Raw genomic sequence first — 15,752 nt, 5'->3', positions numbered from 1 at the left:
ACAGAACAGTAGGCGGCGGTCAGCCCGGGACAACTCCGACTCGCTGTGCCAAGCTACCGAGATCGCCGGTGGTGAGATCTCGCCGTGCCGACCGCATCATGTGCCCGACCAACTCCCGAACGGGGGCCATGGTTCGCACATGCTGTGGAGCGGCGTGTTCGGCGCGTAGCAACGCATACAACGAGGCCCGGTAGTCCTTCTTCATCGCATACGCGCGGCCAGTCTCCACGAAGTACTGAGCACGTCGGCCGTCATTGGGCAGATCGGCTGGCGACAACGTAGGCGCAAGAGCCAGCACCTGGCCCGGCTCCCGTCGCTCTATCGCCGCGGACATCCGCCACAGCGTCACATTATTCGCCGGGCCGAATGACTCGTTTCGCGCCACCGACGTGCTGGACCGAGCACCCGCGAGCCGCGATGCTTGCTCGGCCGCTTCGCTCAGGTGGGGTTCGGGGTCGTCGCCCAATGTCGCGGCGACGATCGAACCTTGCAGGTGAAGCATCCCGAACGTTTCGACCTCACCCACAGTGCGCACATCGGCGGCTATCTTCTCGGCGGTCTCAGCCGTGGTGGCTAGTGCGGCGGGCAGCGCACCGGGCCGCGACAACATGATCTGCCCTCTGGCGAACGCGGACGACTTCGATGGCACCTCGCCCGCCGAAACTGTCGCCTTCGCTCGGCAGCATCGCCTACGAGATCGATCTGTCCGAGGCGACGCCCGCGCACTGCGCGGCTTCCTCGAACAGTGGACACCCCACGCACGGCGAGCCGGGAAGGCGCCCGTAGCCGGAACGCCCAGCCCCGGAACGCTGGCAGCCGACGCGCCGATGTCGCAGCCATCCGGTCCTGGGTGAAGGACAACGGACATGCAATCTCCACTCGCGGCCGCATCCCGACCGAAGTCGCCGACGCCTTCCGCCGCAGCCGCCGAGACCTGACGAAACCGGCTATCAGCCCTGCCAGACCCCCGATGTTCGGCGGGTTACGTCTGTAGTCCAGCCGAGACGGGTCACTCTCAGCTCCGGCCATCAGTGTTCACTGAACCATGATCAGCCAAGGACCAGCAGTTTTCGGCGTTGGAGCAGGTTGGCCTTTTGGTCAGTACCCCCTGGGTACACACCACCGTCGACACTCACCTGCGACAAGTAGTCGGCGTCGATCACTTGACGGCCAGCATGACGTCGCTGCTTGTCCGGGTCCCATGTCCGACGCGCCCCGTCGTGGGCACGTCGAAGCAGGTACCAGGAAATGGTCCATACCGCAGAACCACTAGGGTCAGATCGGATGCGAACTAGCAATGACCAGGCTTTTCTGGTTGCCCATGTTCTGCGTGTCCCGCCGAGGGCGCGAACCTGCGACCAGCGATGCCAGGAAGCCGCGGCTGGATGCCGCAGTACGGAAGCAGCAGCTCGTATATGATTGGTGCGCACCAGCTTCGCGATATGTATTCGATCGCAATCGATCACACATTTCCGAGGCTTTGATCCGGAATCTGTATGCGAGTCCCCTCCTGCGCCCAGATTTGTGGCCTCCGTGTCAGATTCGCACCTCCGAGGGTTCGACTGCGCTCGCGCACAAGGACTCCACATCACCTAGACGGAGAGCTGCTCAGCCACCAACCCTTGTGTGCCCGCGGAAGCTACCTCGCACCCGGCCGATACTCGATGCAAGGCGTGGTGATCGAGACACGACAACTCCCGAGGGTGCGGGCCGACCGGAACCAGTGTGCCGAATCACCGTCCCAGCGCCGGACCAAGCCGAACTGGCAGCCCGCCCGAAGTTCACCCGAAAAAGACACTCGCGGCTTGGGCATCAGGGGCCCACTCAGCGATCAACGCGAGCCGGACCCGAACCCTCGACCTTCTCGGAGCGTGCAGAACCGGCAACTATGAGCAACGCTGGACAACTCTCGACTACCAGATCAGCATCTCTACCTGGGTAAACAGGCTCCTCTACGACAACCATCGACAACTCTGTACAACTATCGACAACGGCGTGTCCAGCCGAATTAGTGGTGACTTAGTGGGATCCCCGCCCTCCACCCGCCGCGCCGGAGAACCCATTCATCCTGCGGCGATCGTCCTACAGTCGCGGCATGACCTACGACGATGTCAGTGAGCGCTCCTACGAACCACTGACCGAAGCTCACCTCCGCCGCCTGGCCGAGCTGGCGCACGAGGACCACGTCGAACTGATGCGGCATTATCCCCACCTGCGCGTATTCCGAGATCGAGTACTCCTGACCGCACTGTGCCAAGGTGGCGCACTGCACTGGATCGACGGCGAGAACGGCGTGAAGGACCTCGACGTGTTCACCTTCTACGCCAAGCATCCTGAGCAGAAGTACCCGCCACGACGGAGAAAGACCGGAGATTTCGGGCTGTCCGAGCTCGGACGCCACCCTGAAGACATCGGGAAGTCCGGACGCCGCGTCGACTTCCTCGGCAAGGACCTCGACTGCCCAATCGATACCGATCCAGTTGAAGCGGTGCGCTCATACCTCCGCGGCCGCCGCACAAACACTGCGAAGCATCTCGCAGAAAAGGCCGTCGTCGTGATCGCCCCGGACCACCTGCTCGGGCAGGTCATCTGGCCCGAGTAGGTACCAATTTCGTTGTTGACGGGCAGGAAAGCTGCGAACACCTCCGAGGCGAGACTGACACGGGCCGATATCCGGGGTGCTGAACCGTTCCCGACACTGGCATCGTCCGGGATACCGGCGCCCGGATGCGCGCCAGGACGCACTGCCCCGCGCCTGCTTCGACATCGAGATCCTCGACTCAGGCCTGCCGCGAAATCACCTCAGCCCCATGCCGCACGACATAAGCAGTCAACGGGCGAAAGGTCTCTAGGCCGGAGAGGGCCAAGATCACGCCCGCAACGATGCCTCTCGATGGGTTCTGGACGGGATCTCACTCCACGACGATCTCGGTCTCGATGGGAACATGCAGTTGGGTCGCAATTGGCGTGTACAAGTCGATTCTTTGTTCGGGCGTCCTGAGGGACAGGATCAGCGAGTAGCGGACTGGCATGTCAATACGGTCGCTCCGCTTGTTGTTCTTCCACCATCCGCCGGCAGGGTAGACGGCCACTGAATTGCATCGCGCGAGCTGACTTCCTGTGCCGTGCCACTCATCTTGGTGCAGCGACCCGAGATGGCGCTGACGTTCCCCGAGGAACCACCTATCGGAGGTTGTTCCTGCGCCGGCCCTACCATCTTCCTGGGATTGGGCATCGCGGTTGATCCGATCGACGAACTGCTGACGAGTCTCCAGCTCTCCTTGCATGTCGAACCGAAGCGTGTGGGACGGGTAGGCGTATCGCTGCCGCCATCCGCGTCGCGATGCTGACGGCTCGATGAAGTACGACAGCGTGATCCGGAGCCGGACCGGCGCAGACCCGAGTTCTTCGAGGGCCTCAGTCGGCCACGGGAGTGTGTGTAGCCGAAAACGCCGCATCGCGTAGCTGGTGCCATCGAATGGCACGAACTGGTCCTGGGTGACCAGCGTGACCGCCCGCCGCGATGAGTTGAGAACCGAGTCCTCTGTCGGGACCCCCCAGCCGTAGCGCCGTAGTTGTTCGAGGCGGGTGTTTTTGAGCCTATCGGCCTGTACCCTACGAACCATCGTCGGCGTCCAGTCGGCCTCATGAGTAAGGAGGCCTCTGATGGACTCCGGCCAGTAGTCGGGGTAGCGCTCCATCGCGAGAGCAGCGAGACGCGCCGCTTGGGCCGTTGCGGCGCTGGTGGCGTTCGCCGAGGCCAGAGCGACGTTGCTGGTGGTCCCGGTGGACGGTAGGGACAGAACCGGGAGTTTGGGTTCGAACATCTGGGCGCCGTCGGTCAGGACGTTGCCGCCCTCCATACAGATGTCAGGCTTGATGGGTGCGCTACGGTGTCGAAACAACATCGACGTTCGACTATGGGGTGACAGCCCCCCAGCCTCCGCCAGTGGCGTCCAACCTGCGTACTGAGGATGTTGCGGTGCTTCGGTCAGGTTGGTGAACGCACCAACCGTCAACGCGTTCCATGCCTGCGCGGGATCCTCGATCGCAGCAAGGTCGGAGTTGACATCATGTTCCTTGGCATAGGAGTCGACGTTGCCAGCAGCGACGACTATGAGACGCGCAAGGTCGGGATCCGGCTCCGAGATGAGGCGGAAACGATCACCGTCTCGTGCAGTGTCAGTGCCGACCGCGAGAGCATCGACGGCCGCGGACCAGAGCGTCGGGTCTCCGGGGTTGTCGGGCTTGGTACTCAGTGTGAGGGCGAACACACGCCTCCTCCCAGCGGTGACTTCCGGGAGAGCGACTGCTTGGACCGTGGCGCTTCCGTAGTCCAACGGATCGATTTGCGCCTCGTCTGGGCCCGGTTTCATTCGCACAGACTCCAGGCGGTGCCGAAGCTGAACAGGGTCGCTGCTCTGCAGTGCCGCGTCCAACCGATCACCGAAAAGCGCGAGGCCGGCCATCGAGGTGCCATGCCCCCGCGGATCCATGTCCGCTCCCGACAGGCCGATGATGGTGTGCAGGTCCTCCGATGCGAGCGACGCTTCGATCAGCACATGGCTACGCAACACACCGGTGTCCAGGTGACACACCGCCGGAGCGCTTCCGTCGGCCGTACTTAGGCGTTCGACCAGGTCATGAACGTATTCGTCCTGCTCATCTACGGGTAGGTCCTCGATTGCTTCGATGAACTCGGGCTTGCGAATTTCCGCTAGTGGAACGAGCGTAAACGGCAGCGGTTCGAGTTGGCTCCAGCTAGCCTCTACCCACACCACGAAGCGGTCGCGTAACTGGATCGACCGAGGCAGCATCCGAAGGTTGTAAGCGTTCACGAACCCGTTGATAGTTTCGATGTCGCCACTCGAGGTGTCGAGCCAAAGCTCCCACCAATGCTGGCCTTTCAACGGTGGTTCGCCCTCAGAGGTCCACAGATCGGCGAGAATCGCTTTGCGGATTCGCGAGATGTTGGCGACGAGGTCTTGGTTCGGTGGTTGCCCAGTCCTGGTAGGTTCGCCGTTGAGGTAGTCCTCGAACAGTTTCATAAACGCGGCGCGATGCGCGTCCGACACCCAAACCGTCGCCCGCTCGGGAGCATCCAGTGTTGCTGGTCTTACCGAAAGCAATAGCCAGCGAGGCTGTTTGGGAGTCTTCTGGTGACCAGTCATTCGGTTCAAAGACTCGAGCTTCAGCGGGTAGGACGCGCCTTCACCCTCGAGGACGATGATCGTTCCTTGTGACGCGAGTTCATCGTAGGAAAGCTCGAAGTCCTCACGTTCGCCATCGAGTTCATCGAACGCATCGGTTAGTTCCTGTTTTCGCGCAGCTCCGTGAGCACCGCGATCGACCGGTCGGCGCTTGAATCCGCCACCACCGCCGTGTCCGGAGTAGCGGTCGAAGCGCTCAGCTGTCGCGTGTCCTTGGACGTAGAGATGCTCGAGTGGCTGGTCCCGGTCAGCCAATGGTGGCCGATCGCCGCGCATTGAGTGCTGCGATGAGATCGTCGCGCTCCACCATCGCCTCGCCTCGCATGAGAACCGCTTTGGCCGCCGATTCTGCAGCCTTTACCAGATCTGCATGACTGAGACCATCTGTGTACTCGCCAAGTTTGTTCAGGCTTGCCCTCTCGACCAGTGAGCCGAGGCGGGCGCGCATCACCGCAATAGCCTGCCGAGAGTCCGGCAGTGTGTAGTCCAGGACCGCGTCGAAACGTCGAAACAGTGCTTTGTCGAGGATGGATCGGTGGTTCGTTGCCGCGATCACGATCGACTCAGGGCTAGATTTCTCGAGGAATACAAGGAAGGAGTTTAGTATCCGGCGGGCTTCACCGACGTCGTTCCCTGAGCGGTCCGCGCCGAGCGCATCGAACTCGTCGAAGAGGTAGACGCCGCGTTCTACAGCGACGGCGTCGAACACGGTGCGTAGCTTCGCAGCGGTCTCGCCCATGAACTTGCTGAGCAAGCCGTCGAGACGAACGGTGTACATCGGAAGAGACAGCTCGGTGGCGATCACCGATGCGGTCATCGTCTTTCCTGTTCCCGGCGGGCCCACTAGAAGCAAGCGATGCGATGGTGCGAACCCATGCTCAAGTAGGTTCTTTCGCTGACGCTGCTCAGCAAGCAACTGCTTGATCTGAGCAGTTCGTTCCGATGGTGCCACCAGCTCACGTAGGTGTACTTGAGGATGCGATACCTCGACTAGTTCCGCCAACTCGCCACGAGCTCGAGGAAGCGCTGTGACGTTCGCCAGCGGCGCTCGTTCACGCGACGCGTCGACAGCTTGCTTGATGTTGGTGGCAAGGACGTGGTGTCCCTGCCGTGCCTCGCGCGCAGCGATCTGCAATGCGACGGAATAAAACGCAGCATCGTCGCCGGCAGCGTGGTTGCGGACCATCGCGGTGATGTGTTCTCCTAGGCCAGCCATAGCCCTCCCTTCTGCCGGAACCCGTTGGCATCGATCCTACGGTCCTCCGCAGCGAGCGATGGCGATACCTCGCCGGATAGGGAACTTCCCACGTTGAGTCGGACGTATTCGCACGCCCCCACCACCAGAGGCGCTGATCACACGTGTTCGGCCGCGACGACGACGTCAGCTTGAGCAACGAGTCGCGGTGGATCCATACCGCAGCGTGTCCAGGTGCATCAGCAGCTGCTGGGCGTGCTCGACTACAAACAGCGGAGGCTCGCGCAATACCGGTTCGCTCATGCGGCCAGGGTGTAATGCGGGTGTTCGAAGTGCTCAAGCGGCCCGAACCCTAATGACCACGTGTCGGCCTGACGCACACAGAGGTACAGCCAAGGCTCCACCTACGTCTCGGCGCGCAATCGACTCTGCGTGTGCCCCAGTGCGGCGGCCACAGATTGGCTGCGGAACGACTCCGGCTCGAGGTTCGTTGGTGTCGGCATGACTAAACTTGAGCGGCCGCAGAACACCGTGCGGTTCGTGGTCGTCGCGCCGGACGGTCGCCGATCGGCGGAGTGGCGGGTGTGGACCGGCAGCGGCAAAAAGGTCACCGACGAGCTGTATATGACGCCTCGAGCGCGCGCCGGAGAGTTCAAGTTCAGCCTCCACAGCAGCAACTACGCTCAGCTCGGCCACATCGAGAAGGCCCGTGCCGCGATGAGGCCGGGCGACCAGTACACCACGGACCGGTGGGAGATCCCTCAGGTTCCGATCGTGGGCAATTGGCGTGCGGCCCTATGTCTTTGGTTCCCAGAGTCCGAACTGCGGCAAACACCCGACGGCTCGCTGTCATCCTCGGTCGTCAAGATTCCCGCAGCTCCACCGGGGCAGGCTACTGCGGTGATTGCCGCGTTCGGCACCGCTACAGATTCGCTGGACGGTCTCACGGTGGCAGGCGTGCTCGATCAGGCGTCGGGCGGCAAGATCGCACTCATCCATCTCCCGATCAACATTCCCCCGCTGCTGGTCCCCGCGCTACACGCGCGCGAGGCGAGTCGGATCCCACTCCAGATTCCGGGTTTCGCTCCGACCGAGCCATTCGCTTGGGAACTCGTACCAGGCAAGGACGGCGGGCGCCTCGTGGTCGAGTTCGCCCCACCGGAGCGCGGGGCCGCCTTGCCTCCACTCCCACCTTTAATCGGCACAGTGTTGCCCTGGACCGAAGTTCCTGTCAGCTTCCTAGATCTGCTCCCTGAGCCCTACCGGGAGTTCAGTCTGGCCTGTGCGATCCTCGTCTACGGACCCAACGGCACTAGTCGGCTCTACGTCGACCAGCACGCACGCTGCGACCACACCAGTCTCGGAGCCGAGTGTCAACAACTGTGCGACGATGTCGACCGCGGCCACGTCGACCAGATCTGGCAGCCGCTGCCCACCGGCGAGCTCCACCGGATCATCTCCACCCGCAGGGTCCTCGAGGAAGCCGGCATCGACCCGGACAATCCCGTGCTCATGTAGGGGCCGGAGTCCGAGTTCGTTCGGGCCGATGTCGCCGAACGGGTTCTCGAACACTCAATCCTGCGAGTCCGAGGTCGGCTGTCGGTCGCCGCCACGGTGTTCGGTGAACGATCGTTTCCGAAGAGATCAGGAACCAGCCCAGACCAATCCCGCTACTGGCGCCGCGGGAACCGACGTTGTCGGGGGGGTGAAGACCCGACGAGGGACCGAACCGCCGAGGATTCACGCACGGCAAGTGTCTGAGGTTTCTGCACAGTCGGCTACTGCTGCGCGGGCAGGGGAGTTTACGCATCGAGTCGTCGACGATGGTCGACCTGCTCCGGGCAGCTTGGCTGTTGCAGACGCCGTCGGCGTCCTGTTCGCCACGGTTGCGGGCAACCGTGCCGTCGTGGCTGTCGGGATAACGATCCGCGACCTCGATGCGGCACATGTCGGCATCCATCCGGTCGCGGACATGGTTATCTCTTGTCGTCGAACAACTCCGGCAGCTAATGGCCTGACCGGCATCGTCACATGTTTCCAAAGCCACATCCACATCAGTCACGTTGAACGCCTCGGCCCGCCATGTCTTCCCGGGGAGGCCGACCACGCGCACCGGCGCGGCTACCAGCGTCGAATGCCCCCATCGATGGCTACATTCGCGTATCGACTCTTCGCGAATCAACGCCGCACCGGAGCGCCGAGCACCGCCAGCCTCGTCGCGAAATCCACAGATTTGGAGAGGAATTCACGTGCCACACCCCACCGTAAACAGCCGACCCCACCCCCAACCACGCCAGCGCACCGATGACACGCGGGAGACCACCTCGGCCCCTTGGTGTCCCGGGCAAACCGATGCTCACCGAACTCGCTCCCGGGTACTGGAAAGCGCGTGTCCGGGTCCGTGACTCCTCCGGAAAACGACGCGACCTCATCCGTGTCTCCCCTACCAAACTCGACTCCCGCAACCGCCCGATCCCCGACCGCACCGGCCAACGAGCACTCGACGCCGTCATGGCCGCTGCTGCCGTCATCACCGTCGGCCTCAGCGGCGAACTGTCCACATCCATGACCGTGCGCGACCTGTGGGTCCGGTACCGGGCAAGCCTCATCGCACAAGACCGCACCGAATCCACCATCGCCCGCTACGACGAAGTCGCCAAAATGTTCAACACCGCCTTCGGTGACCGGCGCCTGTTCGAAGTCACCACTTCCGCGGTCGAAACCTTCCTCACCGACGTCGGAAAAGCCAGGGGGCCTTCGAACATGCGCACCGGGCGCATCGTGCTCTCGGGCATGTTCCGCTACGCAGTCCGCACCAGCCCCCTCGAGATCAACCCCGTCCGCGAAGTCCAGATGCCGAAAAACATCGAAGCCAAGGGCCGCACCGGCGGCGCCGGCGACCTCACCACCGACGAACTGCGCTACATCCTCTCCGCCGTCCGGACCTCCCAGATCCTGTGCCCGCGACAACTCGCCAAAGCCGAACGAGAACGCGGCACACCCGTCAAGGCATACACCCCACCCACCGTCGCCGCCTACTGCGAAAGCGCCGACCTCGCCGACATAATCACCCTCTACGCCGCCACCGGCCTGCGCCGCTCCCAGATGCTCGCACTGTTGTGGACCGACATCGACCTCGACGCAGCGACCCTGCGTCCCACCGGAAAACTCGTCCGCGTCGCGGGCAAAGGACTGGTCCGTGTGACCAGGAAAGATGACCCGAAGAACCGGACCGGCACCATCGCACTGCCCGAGTTCGCGGTGGAAATGCTCAAACGCCGCAAAGCCGCGGTGGCGAACCGGCGACCGGCTTCTCCTCCGGACCCCGGAATCGAGGTCCTGGATCTGGTGTTCCCCTCGGCCGTGGGGACATTGCGTGACCCGCAAAACGTCGGACACGGCTGGCAGCGTGTCCGTGAAGCCCTGGGGTTCGCCGAGGACATCACCCCACACAGTTTCCGCCACGCCGTGGCCACCATCCTCGACGACGCCGGCCTGTCGGCCCGTGTCACTGCCGATGTCCTCGGCCACGTCGACCCCGCGATGACCCAACGCCACTACATGGCACGCGGACGCCCACACAAGGCCGCCGCCGATGTACTCAACCACGCGATCACCGGACAACTACCGAACGACACTGCCCGATAGTTGCCAGTACATCAGCAGCAGGAACCCGAGAAGATCGCCCGAACTCGAACCCATGGAAGCCCGCCAACAGAATTAGTGGGGAGTTAATGGTGACAAAAACAAACGCAGGTCAGCCTAAAAACATAGGCTGACCTGCGCATACGTGGAGCTAAGGGAATCGAACCCCTGACCTTCTCCGAGCGCGCAGCACAGGCAACTATGGCCAACGCTGGATAACTGTCGACTACCAGAACAGCACCCCCACCTGGGCAAACACGCTTCGCCACGACAACGATCGGAAACGCTGGACAACTCTCCACAACGGCGTCTCCAGCCGAATTAGGTCATGTCTCCCAATCGTGTTCCCCGGTTTTCGCCTGGTAGGTGATCGGGTCGGGCATCATGTTCGATGTGGCGGCGGCTGTCGGTGATCGGCATCAGGTTCTGACGGATAACCAGTGGGAACTGCTCGAGCTGCTGCTACCGAAGTCGGATGGTCGGGTTGGTCGCAACTTCTCCAACTATCGCCTGGTCGTGGAGGGGATGCTGTACCGGTTGCGGACCGGGTTGCCGTGGCGAGACCTGCCCGAGGTGTTCGGTCCGTGGCAGACGGTATGGAAGCGTCACCGCCGTTATGCCGAGGACGGGACCTGGGATCGGGTGCTGGTCGCGTTGACCGCGTTGGCAGATGCGACCGGGAATCTCGACTGGGTGGTCTCGGTCGACTCGACGATCGTGCGGGTGCATCAGCACGGTGCCAATACCCGCCGAGGTGTCGGCGCGGTGCCCGGCCCGGACGGTGAGTTATGAGCCGGCTGATCACGGGATAGGCCGGTCTCGCGGTGGGTTGACTACCAAAGCCCATCTGGCCACCGACGGCAAGGGTCGTGGTCTGGCGGTGTTGATCACCGCAGGCCAAGCCGGAGATTCGCCGATGATGCCAGCAGTTCTCGATGCGATCGGGGTACCGCGGCTGGCCGGTGGCTCGCCGCGCCGCAACCCCGATCGGGTGCTCGCTGACAAGGCGTATTCCTCGGCGGCGAATCGAGAGCTGTTGCGAGGCAGGCGGATCACTGCGGTTATCCCGCAACGGTCTGATCAGGTCGCCAACCGGAAACGCCGCGGACGCGCAGGCGGACGCCCGCCCCAGTTCGATTTCGATGCCTACAAGGGCCGCAACGTGGTCGAGCGGGCGTTCAACAAGGCCAAACACTGGCGTGGGGTCGCGACCCGCTACGACAAGCTGGCCTGCACCTACCGGGCCGGGATCGTCATGGCCTTGACAGTCGAATGGCTCAAGCTACTGGGAGACATGACCTAGTGGTGAGATAGTGGGATCACCATCCCCCCAGCCGGTCCCGCAGACGACCCAGTAGCGTGAGGTGATGCTGCGTGGAACCCACGTCGGCGAATGGATCGCCTACCGCCAGCAACACTGAGGTCGCGTGGGACCTGGCAACGCTCACCGAGGACGAACGGAACGCTCGTTTCCTGATGGCCACCGTCGGCAGCGCTGGGCGTATGGTCCAGCGACCAGGTGTGCAAGGGGCCAGATGCGCTAAAGTCCTCGTCACATGTCGGGGTTCTCGGCGAATATTCTCGGCATGACATCGGCAACGACCGCCGTCTCGGGTGGTGAGGACTTCGACTACGCAGGCGAGCGCAATCCTGCCAAACTTCCCACAGCAGTGACCCGAGCGGGCCTTGCCTGCGGTGCCGACGGTTAGCAACTTCATTGTGGGGGAGTCGATTCGGATATCCACGGTGTCCTCGGTCTTCGCGGGCCAAGCCAGATCGACCGCGCCTATCGAGGTCGTACCGTCAGAGGACTCGCGGGCTGTGTTCGACGAACTGGTCTCGCAGGGCGCTATCCACAACAATCTGTCCATTGGCGGCGACCCCGAAGGCAGCTTCGACTTCTACCTGCCAACCGAAGGACGCGTCCAGGCTCGCATCGCCCGTGATACGTACCGCCACGAGCTCGCGCTGCGCCGCGTTCTCGAACGGCTTGCGAACCCTGGTTCAGATGTTGCCGACGACTTCAGCGGGCCGTTGTCTGCCGGCGAGATCCGCGAAGCAACACACTATCTGGTTGAGATTGGTCTTTGTAAGGGCTCCGAACGAGCAGACGGAGAGTTCTACCACGTGGAAATCACTCCCAACGGTCGGGCCGCCGCGCGCCATCCGTACCTGATCGATGGGGGTTCTGCACCCATCGCGCCGGTCACCAACATCTCGGCCGACAACTACGGGGCGATGACCGTCGGCAACCAGGCTGTCGGCGGGCAGGGGCACACCATGAACGCCACCATTACACAGGGGGCGTCTCTCGACGACGTCCTGACGGCGATCAGCCAGCTGCGCAATGACATCGAATACGCCCCCGGCATCGATGACGTCGACCGCGCGGAACTTCTCGAAGATGTCGACACGTTGACCGAGAAGGGGATCAAGCGCGGGCTCAACTGGTTGAAGGCAGCACTGGTCCCGTTCGGTGTGCAGGTTGCCGACGTGGCAGGCCAGGAACTTGCGGACAGGGTGCTGGCCATCGGGTCCCAGATCATCTAGCGAGCTCAGTGCTCTTCCCGAGCCTGTCAAGGACAGTCCTGAATACGCCGAAGGCTCCCTTGGAGGGCGCCTTCGGTTGCTCTTCGCGAGCGAAGCATCAGTCCCTACGCGGGACATCGTGCCCGGTACGGTCCGATCCGTCGCGTTCTTGCGACGACGACACCCAGGGCGCGGCGTACAACCAGTCAGGCGTAGACGTTCTTCCCGCAGGGGTCGGGGCCCACGCGATTTGACGCTCTCGCCCGGGCCTGCCCCGTGGGACTACTGCTGGCTAACGGCCGCAGCCGCTTTCTTGGCGCGACTGGCGAGGGCGCGGCGCTCGGTGGCAATCGCGTCGAGCTCAGCGGAATCGACCCCTCCCTCAGCCCACCGAGTAGCGAATTGTTCGAGCCGGTCAGCCGAGTTACGCAAAGCGGTGCGCGCTTGCTCAAGCGGCACGTTGTCGACGTGATTCAAAGTCGCTTCGAGTACGTAGCGGGAGGCGAGCAGCTTATGCTCGTTGCCTGCGGTCGGCCCGAACTCCACGGCGTCGAGCCAGGCGGGCTTCTGCTGCCACGGAGCGAGATCCAGCATGGAGAGGCAGGTGCCATACTGGAAGGCAACGAGCTGGCTCGTGCCTTGGTTCGGAGAGTTGGGGTTGATCCTTGCCGCTTCGCTCTCGTAGTTGTCGAGCATGTCGCGAAGTGCAGAGAAGTTGTTGGCCCAGGTATTCAGGTCGGCAGAAGTCACGTTGTACCTCCTAGTCGGTGAGCTTGCACAACGATAGCCATGGCCACCGACAGATCAGCGCCAGCTGAAGGCTCGACGAGGACGGCGCTGGCCAGACTCGGCGCGCCGACGTCGAGAACCGGAGCGACAGCCATGTCTCGCACGATTGGTTCACCCGTTCCACTTCGACTGCTTCTGTACGCCGCCGCTGTGGGCGCGTGCGCACGCTGACACCCAGGATCGAGACCGTGCGCACGCCCCGTTCAGCCGCGCACACAGTGCAGCTGGCCGTGCGCATCTACACCCGCCCCGTGCGCACGCCGAGAAATCGGAGAGATTCCGCTGTGCGCACGGCCCTCAGCACGAAGGTTCTCACGGTGTACCCAGCAGATACGTAATCTCGCACGACAGTGAGGCGCGGGCGAGGCGATCCATCCGCGACCGTCCGCGACCCGTTTCCCTCGTGCTGGGTCATCGTCAGTCCGAACAGGTACTCGGTCACCCCTTGGGGAGTGAGACCGAACTCCTTGGCAATGTCGCGCACCGTCATCCCTTGCCCACGCAGCCCGGCGAGCACTCTATCCAGCACCTGTGACGATTCATGTACAAGCGCCGAGCCTGGCTCCGCGGAGCGGAATCCACGCTTGCTCAACTCCACCAACGCTGCGCGATATGTCCAGTCAGTCATCAAACCCAGCGCATGCAGCCGGTTCGCCAGCGCTGTCGCGGAGACGTTCCATCGAGCCTTCGCACGGATGATCTGCGCCACGCTCGGGTTTCGCAGACCCACCGCCAGAACATCATTGCGAGGCATGAGCAGCGCGCTGGCGAACTGATTCGCCGCAGCTTCCGCCTCGCGCCCGTGCGCACAGCATGAGTGCAGTGAATACATAGGTGCCCGAGCTCGTGAGGTGCATCGAACCGTAGCCGCTCGGCGGTGGTGTCGAGAAAACGAACGGAGCATTGCGACGGTAGAAGCTGAAGGCATCGACGTCTCAGCGCCGCAGTCGGCCTCGCGGTGATCATGACGCTGGCAATGGTGGCCCACGCGCGCTGGAAGGAGCCCGCCGCGATCGTGTTCAACCTGGCCCTGCTGGCAGCCGCGGTGTTCGTCACTTGGGGACGTTTCGGCCCCTACGCCTCCTGACCACCCCGATTCCCGAAGGAGGACTCGTATGAATGTCACCGTTTTCGGGCCACCGGTTCGCTGATGGTGGACCGGCTGCTCGCGGCCGGGCACACCGTGACCGCTTACGCCCACAACCCGCCAAGATCCCCTCTCGCTGGGGTGAGCAAGTGAAAGTCGTGGTCGGCGAGGTTTCCAATGCGGCGCGATCGAGGACGCAGTATGTTGTGCCGATGCAGTGATCAGCGCGTTGGGCCCGAGCATGGACCGCAAAGCCAACCGGGACCCCGCTGATCGAGGGCACCAGCCACATCCTGGCGGCGATGAAGCGTCACGGTGTGGGCCGCTTCGTCGGCCACGCCACTCCTGCGGTACTGGACCCGCAGGGGTCCCCGACCTTGATCACCCGGTTGATCGAGTTCATGCCGCGCACGTTCATGCCCCGCGCCTACGAGGAGATCACCGGCATGTCGAACCAGATCATGTCCTCGGGGCTGGATTGGACGATCGTGCGGTTCATCGCCCCCAAGGACTGTGCACCGAAGGGCCATATCCGGTCAGGTTCTTCGGCACCGACAAGCTCGGCTTCGCGATCACCCGCGCCGGCATCGCCGCCTTCACCGCCGATCAGATCGGCGAGAGCCGCTACCTGCATCGCGCAGGCGCCATCAGCAACTGACCACCGTCGAAACCTGAACGGAGACCTGTGTCCATCGTCATCACCGTTACCTCCGGTCACCTCGGCCGAGCAGCCGTCGAAGCCGTCCTCGACCGCAGCACCGACCCCGCCGAGGTGATCGCCGGTGCCCGCGACCTGGCCAAGATCATTGACCACGCCGCCCGAGGGGTGCACACCGCGGTCATCGACTACGATGACCCCACCACCATTACGCCGGTGAATATGTTCGTGCTGGTCTCGGGCACCGACCTGGCCAACCGCGACCGCCAGCACACCGAGGAGATCGCTGCCGTCGCGAAAGCCGGTGCCGCGCGGATCATCTACACCAGCGGCCTCAACGCCGACGACACCGCGCTGTCGACCGCGGCCATGCACCTGCCCACCGAAGACGCGTGCGTGCCAGCGGGGTGTCGTACACGATCCTGCGCAACGGCCGGTACAGCGAGAACTACGGCCGCGACATCCCCACCGTTCGCGAGACCGGTGTGCCGCTGTCGAGCACCGGCGACGGTGTGGTCGCCTCGGCGTCGCGCCGGGATCTGACCGAAGCCATCGCCGTTGTGGTCACCACCGAGGGGCATGAGGACAAGACCTAAGAGCTGTCCGGCGACACCGCCTGGGCCTACGACGAACTCGAGC

12 protein-coding genes and 2 pseudogenes are annotated in these 15,752 nt (G+C 63.4%); 9 read left to right on the top strand and 5 right to left on the bottom strand.

The window, feature by feature from the left end; all coding sequences use genetic code 11:
- Window positions 1-19: 19 nt before the first annotated feature.
- Window positions 20-649: a hypothetical protein gene (locus tag Q7X29_RS13985; RefSeq protein ID WP_316574276.1), complete on the bottom strand. Its 630-nt coding sequence runs from the start codon at window positions 647-649 to the stop codon at window positions 20-22.
- A gap of 96 nt (window positions 650-745) precedes the next feature.
- Between Q7X29_RS13985 and Q7X29_RS13980 the strand changes: the two genes are divergently transcribed.
- Together Q7X29_RS13980 and Q7X29_RS13975 are read left to right on the top strand one after the other, a co-directional pair.
- A complete protein-coding gene (locus Q7X29_RS13980) occupies window positions 746-994 on the top strand; it encodes an Lsr2 family DNA-binding protein (RefSeq protein ID WP_316574275.1) in 249 nt (82 codons plus the stop codon).
- 1,101 nt (window positions 995-2,095) lie between these two features.
- Complete coding sequence (locus tag Q7X29_RS13975; protein ID WP_019047704.1) at window positions 2,096-2,602, top strand: hypothetical protein; 507 nt, start codon at window positions 2,096-2,098, stop codon at window positions 2,600-2,602.
- 310 nt (window positions 2,603-2,912) lie between these two features.
- Here the strand turns inward: Q7X29_RS13975 and Q7X29_RS13970 are convergent, their stop codons facing one another.
- Together Q7X29_RS13970 and Q7X29_RS13965 are read right to left on the bottom strand one after the other, a co-directional pair.
- Window positions 2,913-5,465: a S8 family peptidase gene (locus Q7X29_RS13970; protein ID WP_030203671.1), complete on the bottom strand. Its 2,553-nt coding sequence runs from the start codon at window positions 5,463-5,465 to the stop codon at window positions 2,913-2,915.
- The gene (locus Q7X29_RS13965; RefSeq protein ID WP_022566726.1) at window positions 5,458-6,426 is read right to left on the bottom strand and encodes an AAA family ATPase; all 969 of its coding nucleotides are present in this window, start codon (window positions 6,424-6,426) and stop codon (window positions 5,458-5,460) included. The genes Q7X29_RS13970 and Q7X29_RS13965 overlap by 8 nt, the downstream gene beginning before the upstream one ends.
- 480 nt (window positions 6,427-6,906) lie before the next feature.
- Here Q7X29_RS13965 and Q7X29_RS13960 point away from each other — a divergent pair, with 480 nt between their 5' ends.
- The 4 genes and pseudogenes from Q7X29_RS13960 (at window position 6,907) to Q7X29_RS13945 (ending at window position 12,600) form a co-directional block, all read left to right on the top strand.
- Window positions 6,907-7,923, top strand: coding sequence for a hypothetical protein (locus Q7X29_RS13960; protein WP_280298183.1), 1,017 nt, complete (start codon window positions 6,907-6,909; stop codon window positions 7,921-7,923).
- 834 nt (window positions 7,924-8,757) lie between these two features.
- Window positions 8,758-10,053 carry a site-specific integrase gene (locus Q7X29_RS13955; protein WP_232017248.1) on the top strand — a complete coding sequence of 432 codons (1,296 nt, stop codon included), beginning with the start codon at window positions 8,758-8,760 and terminating at the stop codon, window positions 10,051-10,053.
- A 381-nt stretch (window positions 10,054-10,434) separates the two neighbouring features.
- Window positions 10,435-11,353: pseudogene (locus Q7X29_RS13950) on the top strand (IS5 family transposase).
- A 518-nt stretch (window positions 11,354-11,871) separates the two neighbouring features.
- Window positions 11,872-12,600, top strand: coding sequence for a hypothetical protein (locus Q7X29_RS13945; RefSeq protein WP_126405856.1), 729 nt, complete (start codon window positions 11,872-11,874; stop codon window positions 12,598-12,600).
- A 261-nt stretch (window positions 12,601-12,861) separates the two neighbouring features.
- Here the strand turns inward: Q7X29_RS13945 and Q7X29_RS13940 are convergent, their stop codons facing one another.
- Together Q7X29_RS13940 and Q7X29_RS13935 are read right to left on the bottom strand one after the other, a co-directional pair.
- A complete protein-coding gene (locus Q7X29_RS13940) occupies window positions 12,862-13,329 on the bottom strand; it encodes a hypothetical protein (RefSeq protein WP_019050185.1) in 468 nt (155 codons plus the stop codon).
- A 277-nt stretch (window positions 13,330-13,606) separates the two neighbouring features.
- A complete protein-coding gene (locus tag Q7X29_RS13935; RefSeq protein WP_022565892.1) occupies window positions 13,607-14,200 on the bottom strand; it encodes an ImmA/IrrE family metallo-endopeptidase in 594 nt (197 codons plus the stop codon).
- A gap of 117 nt (window positions 14,201-14,317) precedes the next feature.
- Here Q7X29_RS13935 and Q7X29_RS13930 point away from each other — a divergent pair.
- The 3 genes and pseudogenes from Q7X29_RS13930 to Q7X29_RS13920 form a co-directional block, all read left to right on the top strand.
- Window positions 14,318-14,455 (top strand): annotated as a pseudogene (locus Q7X29_RS13930) (DoxX family protein); the annotation flags it as partial.
- A 302-nt stretch (window positions 14,456-14,757) separates the two neighbouring features.
- Window positions 14,758-15,231 (top strand): Rossmann-fold NAD(P)-binding domain-containing protein, encoded by a 474-nt coding sequence (locus Q7X29_RS33065; RefSeq protein WP_022565893.1) that lies wholly within the window; start codon window positions 14,758-14,760, stop codon window positions 15,229-15,231.
- A 274-nt stretch (window positions 15,232-15,505) separates the two neighbouring features.
- A complete protein-coding gene (locus Q7X29_RS13920; protein ID WP_022565894.1) occupies window positions 15,506-15,709 on the top strand; it encodes a Rossmann-fold NAD(P)-binding domain-containing protein in 204 nt (67 codons plus the stop codon).
- Window positions 15,710-15,752 lie beyond the last annotated feature (43 nt).

This window comes from Nocardia canadensis, from assembly GCF_032656385.1.
GTDB lineage: Bacteria > Actinomycetota > Actinomycetes > Mycobacteriales > Mycobacteriaceae > Nocardia > Nocardia canadensis.
This window is presented reverse-complemented; position numbering and strand designations above follow the sequence as displayed.